This is a genomic window from Amycolatopsis sp. NPDC026612 (assembly GCF_040638285.1).
In the GTDB taxonomy this organism is placed as follows: Bacteria; Actinomycetota; Actinomycetes; order Mycobacteriales; family Pseudonocardiaceae; genus Amycolatopsis.
The window spans coordinates 1-5,090 of the sequence record NZ_JBEZYB010000052.1 but is presented as its reverse complement, the minus strand read 5'-3'; the positions used below and the strand labels follow the sequence as shown (position 1 = coordinate 5,090).

4 protein-coding genes and 1 pseudogene are annotated in these 5,090 nt (G+C 69.9%); 3 read left to right on the top strand and 2 right to left on the bottom strand.

Translation table 11 applies throughout. From position 1 onward, the window contains the following. Window positions 1–421: 421 nt before the first annotated feature. A complete protein-coding gene (locus AB0F15_RS32615) occupies window positions 422–1,084 on the bottom strand; it encodes a tyrosine-type recombinase/integrase (protein WP_360278820.1) in 663 nt (220 codons plus the stop codon). A gap of 417 nt (window positions 1,085–1,501) precedes the next feature. On the opposite strand from AB0F15_RS32615, the pseudogene AB0F15_RS32610 reads away from it, so the two are divergent. Further along, window positions 1,502–1,618, top strand: a pseudogene (locus AB0F15_RS32610) (IS5/IS1182 family transposase); the annotation flags it as partial. Between the two features lie 84 nt (window positions 1,619–1,702). Here the strand turns inward: AB0F15_RS32610 and AB0F15_RS32605 are convergent. Then, window positions 1,703–2,458, bottom strand: coding sequence for a DinB family protein (locus tag AB0F15_RS32605; RefSeq protein ID WP_360278815.1), 756 nt, complete (start codon window positions 2,456–2,458; stop codon window positions 1,703–1,705). Between the two features lie 332 nt (window positions 2,459–2,790). Here AB0F15_RS32605 and AB0F15_RS32600 point away from each other — a divergent pair, with 332 nt between their 5' ends. Both AB0F15_RS32600 and AB0F15_RS32595 read left to right on the top strand, forming a co-directional pair. Next, window positions 2,791–3,861 carry a class I SAM-dependent methyltransferase gene (locus AB0F15_RS32600; RefSeq protein WP_360278812.1) on the top strand — a complete coding sequence of 357 codons (1,071 nt, stop codon included), beginning with the start codon at window positions 2,791–2,793 and terminating at the stop codon, window positions 3,859–3,861. A 94-nt stretch (window positions 3,862–3,955) separates the two neighbouring features. After that, the gene (locus AB0F15_RS32595; protein ID WP_360278809.1) at window positions 3,956–4,726 is read left to right on the top strand and encodes a glucose 1-dehydrogenase; all 771 of its coding nucleotides are present in this window, start codon (window positions 3,956–3,958) and stop codon (window positions 4,724–4,726) included. Window positions 4,727–5,090: the final 364 nt, after the last annotated feature.

The window sequence follows — 5,090 nt, the reverse complement described above, 5'->3', positions numbered from 1 at the left end:
CGATTCGCCCTGTCCAAGACGACCGAAGGGGTGCCGCGCGGCCCCGATCGAGCCCCGCGGCACCCCTTCGACCTACTCCTGCAGGCTGACGCGCCGGCGTCAGCGGGTGATGCAGGCGCTGGGCATTTGGATGGCGGGGGAGTGCCGGGCGTGCAGGTGCACGATGGTCGATCCGGCCTCGACAGCGGCCAGCGCGCCGATCGACAGCCCGAAGCCTGATCCGGGGGTCCGTCCTGCCTCCCCCGGCCGTCCGTCCGCTGAAGGCAAGGCTCAGTGAACTGACCGACCACGAGCTGCGCAAGCTGGCCACCATTCTGCTCCGGTATCGCTCCATCGACGAGTTTGCGGCTATAGCCCGCCGCCTTGCTCGCGCTCGCCGACCTGGTGGGGCGCGTCGCCGACGTCGACAGTGCGTTGGGTGTCAGGTTGCGGATGCCATGTACGCCGCCAGGATGTAGTTCGGATGCCGGTCGAGGTTCTTGCGGGCCCGGTCGTAACGCATGGTCGTGCGCGGGTCGGCATGGCGGGCAGCGATCTGGACATCGCGCAGGTCGACGCCCGCGTCGAGCATCGTGGTGACGAAGGTGTGGCGAAGTATGTGCGGGTGCATCCGCGGGAGCCGCACGACCGAGGCCTCGGCCAACCTGCGCAGCCGGCGGGTGGCGCAGTGCCGGTCCATGCGGATGCCTCGTCGGTTGAGCAGGACTGGACCGTGCTCGCGGTCGCCGACGGCTCGGTCGATCGCCCGGCCGACCGCCGGCGGCAGCGGCACCAAGACAACCTTGCCGCCCTTGCCAGCCACCCTCAGCACCCGATGTCCGTGTTCCTCGCCGATGTCGCTGATGTCCGCGGCGCAGGCCTCGAACACTCGGAGGCCGAGTAGTCCGAGCATCGCGACCAGCGCGAAGTCGAACGGGTTGACCGATTCCCGGGCCGCGCTCAGCAACGCCTCGAACTGCAGGTGGGATAGGCCGAGGGTCGGTGACTCGTTGGGCACCGTCGGGCGCCGGACGTACTCCGCCGGCGAGTGCTCGAGCACGGTGTCGATGACGCAGGTGCGGTAGAAGCCGGTGACCACTGACATCCTGCGCGAGACCGTGGAGGGCTTGAATCGTCGCACCTCCTGCATCCAGCGCACATACAGCTCGATCTGCGCAGGGCGCGCTGCCAGCGGGGCAACATCGCGTTCGCCGCACCAGGTGAAGAAGATCCGCAGGTCCGACTCCGAATGCGTCCGCGAAGCGCCGGTATAGCGTCCGAGGTACGCCATAGCCGCCAGTCGTAACACCGTTTCGTCCAGGTCCGAGGGCTCCATGACCTCCGATGCTCGGTGAGATCGCTCGCAGCACAAGGTCGGGGAGCGCGCCACCTGCGGCATTTGCGGACGTTCAAGCCGTGGCGGACAAGGTCGCAGGCAGCGGCTTGACCGCAGCTGCTGCCGCTGTTCGACGGCAGCAGCGTCGCCCGGATCGGCCAGGCCGGCCCGCTGCCGGTCGGAGACGTGATCGCGGATAAGGCGTATTCGCATCCCTCGACCCGCCAGGCGATGCGAGACCGGCGGATCGCCCGCCGCGCGGCCAAAGGCTCCGGGGTCGGGCGACCACCCGCGTTCGGCGCTGAGTCGAAATCCGTCCTCCGCGGAGTTCTTGATCACGCCGTCCAGCGGCACTTGGCCAGAGAACCGCTCGGCGACTAGCGCGGGTCAGACACCCGCCTCGAGCACCGCGAGGTCGCGCACCGCGTAACGGTGGTGCTCGGCTTCTTCCTTCAGCACCACCTTGAGGCAGCGGCGCACGACGTACTCCTGCTCGGGATACATATCAGCCGGCTTGCGACCACACACCCGGTCGAGCTCGGCCGGGGTGAGCCCGTCGACCACACGTCGCATCGCGGCCATGCGGGCGAGCCGCGGCGCAAGCGCCTCCTCGAATGTCGGGGTGGCTTCGACGGTGAGGCCGAGCTTCGTCGCCTCGTCGGACGGCGCCCCGCCGGCGGGGAACCCCAACGGGTGGTAGGGCGCTTCCTCCTCGAGCACGGCGTTGCCGAGCCAAGCATCGCAGGCGAACAGCAGATGTCGTTGTGTCTCGACGAACGACCATTCGCCATCGACCTGCTCATGAAGTTTGGCCTCGGGCAACAGCCTCGCCCGGCTGAGCGTCGTGCCCCACAGGGTCTCGATGGCGTCCCAAGCGGCCCGGTAGTCCTCGGGGGACGCCGCATTCCGCGCCAGCGCCCGCGCGGGGTGCCGGCGGTCGAGCTCGGCCTCGACGTAAGCGGTTACGTCGACGTCGTTGACGACGAGGCGCTCGAAGTAGCCACCGAGGTAGACGTCGCTGCCGTAGCAGTCGACGATCTTCAGACTGTTCACCTCGCAATCGCGGATCTCGAGGCCGGCGAGGTCGCAGAGGTGGATACGAGCACCGCGGAATCGGTCGGTCTGGGCGTATTCGGAAACCATCGAAGCAGTCTCGCTGTCTTGTCCCGTCCGCGCCACGCTCCGCACCGGCCTGGCCGTCGACTCGATGTGTGGCACCGCTGCGCCGGACCAGCCGGTGATCCTGGCCGTGCGTGAGATGAACCGTATCGCCCGCAACGCCGCGGAGTTGATGGCGCTCTCCGCCCACACCAAAGTGACCGGGTACAGCTGGATCTGCTCACCAGGGCCACTGACCGGGATCTACGCCCCGCACGGCAGGGCTCCATCCTCTTCGCGTGCGCTGCAAGACAAGGGCGCACTTTCGTCCGTTCGACGGTGCACCTCCCGTTGTTCGCGCACTAGGCTTCGCCTCCATGATCGAGGACGACACGCCAGCCGATCCGGTCGCCTCGCGCCGCCCGGCCTACCTGGAAGACCTGGCCGGCGGTGTGGATCGGTTCTTCGAGCCTCGCCGGACCAGCTGTCCGTGGTGCGACTCTATTGCGCTTCGGGGCCGGTTGCGCACGACCGACTTGCTGCAGCACAAGCCGGGCCGGTTCGTGCTCGACGAATGCCGGGACTGCGGGCACGTCTTCCAGAACCCTCGGCTGAACCCGGTCGGGCTCGAGTTCTACTACCGGGACTGCTACGACGGGCTCGGCGAAAAGAACATGACCGGGATGTTCGAAAGCAACCGGGCGGGTTATCGCTCCCGGGCCGAGCTGGCCCGGGAAGCCGGCGCATCGGGTGAGTGGCTCGACGTCGGCATGGGACACGGGCATTTCTGCAAGGAAGCCGCCGCGGTGCTGCCCGGAGTCGAGTTCGACGGCCTCGATCTCGGCGACGGGGTGGACCTGGCGCGTCGGCAGGGCCGGATCCGTACCGGCTACCGGGGCTTGTTCGTGGACTTGGCCGAGGAGCTCGCCGGGCGTTACGACGTGGTCAGCATGTACCACTACCTGGAACACACCGCGGAACCCCAGCGAGAGCTGGCGGCGGCGATGACGGTGGTGCGGCCTGGCGGGCTGCTGGCGATCGAGCTGCCCGATCCGGAATGTCGCTGGGCGAAGCTGCTCGGCCGGTGGTGGATGCCCTGGCTGCAACCCCAGCATCTGAACCTGATGCCGATCGGCAACCTCCGTGCCGAGCTGGCGGCCCGCGGATTCACGGTGGTCGCCGAGCAACGTGCCGAGCCGCATGGCGCCATCGACGTGCTGGCCGCGTCGATCATGGCGGTCAACGCACTGACGATCGCCGGGGAGGATCTTCCGTGGCGGGGCGCCCCGCCGACGCGGTGGCGGCGGATCCTGCGCAAGGCCACGTTCGTCGCGTGCGTGCCCTTGTTCGTACTGGCCTCGGCGGCAGACCGGAGCAGTGCACCCTTCGGGCGGCGTCGCGGGTGGTCCAACGCGTACCGGGTCGTGGCCCGCCGGGACCCCGCATAGCCCGCACACTCCGCCGGAACCCGCGCCTTCCTTCCGGGGAACGCCCTTTGCGGGAACCGTGGATTTGCCCGGCGCGGTGATCTAAGGTCGCGTCATGCTGCTGGCCGGAAAGGTCGCCCTGATCACCGGCGCGAGCACCGGGATTGGCGCCGCGTCCGCGCGGCTCTTCGCCCGGGAAGGCGCGGCCGTGGTGCTGAGCGCGCGTTCGGCGGACAAGCTCGCCGCGCTGGTCGAGGAGATCCGGGCCGCGGGAGGGCAGGCCGCCGCGGTGGTCGCCGACGTCGCCCGGGACGCGGGCTGCGAAGCGGTCGTCGCCGCGGCGGTCAACCGGTTCGGGCGGCTCGACGTAGCCTTCAACAACGCCGGCGTCGGTCCGGAGGGAACGCCGCTCGCGGACACTTCACCGGAGGCGTGGCAGGCGGCGCTCGCGACCAACCTGACCGGCGTCGCGCAGTGCCTGCGACACGAAATCCGCGCGATGCGAGCGGCCGGTGGCGGCGCGATCGTCAACAACGCCAGCACGGCCGCGTTCTTCGGGACCGCCTTCTCCGCCGCGTACTCCGCGTCCAAGCACGGCGTGGTCGGGCTGTCGAAGTCGGCGGCCGCCGAATACGGCGCCTCGGGGATCCGGGTCAACGTCCTGAACCCTGGCGTCACCGAAACCCCGCAGACCGGGCCGTGGCTCGACTCGGTTCCCGGCGAGCGCGACCGGGTCGCCGGGTGGAACGCGCTGAAGCGGCTGGCCCGCCCGGAGGAAGTGGCCGAGGCGGCGGCGTGGCTGCTGTCGGACCGCGCCTCGTTCGTGACCGGCGCGGAGCTGGCCGTGGACGGCGGCTACACGGCGATCGCGCCGTACGTCGGATGATGTCCGCCGCCGGCTCTCGCCACACCTGACGGCCGAAGACGCGTGGCCCAACCGCCCGCAGAACGCGCCGGCGTCGTCGACCAGCACACGTGCCAGGTGCCGTATGTGCCGGCCGACCAGGAACATCGCGGGCCGGGAACAGGCTCTCCGGCAGCGCCCGCCAGCGCTGGCCCGGCGCCTTGGCCGGCGCGAGATCGATCGCGGTGCCGCAGCAGCTGCGCCACAGCCGGCGAGCCGAGGAAGGCCACGTTGATCCAGGTTGGCGCCGGCGGACAAGTCCACCAGGACCCCGTGCAGCGGCGTGGGCGCCCCGGCGGCGAGGTCGACGTCACCGGAGTAGCCCTCGTTGAAGACCAGGTAGAGG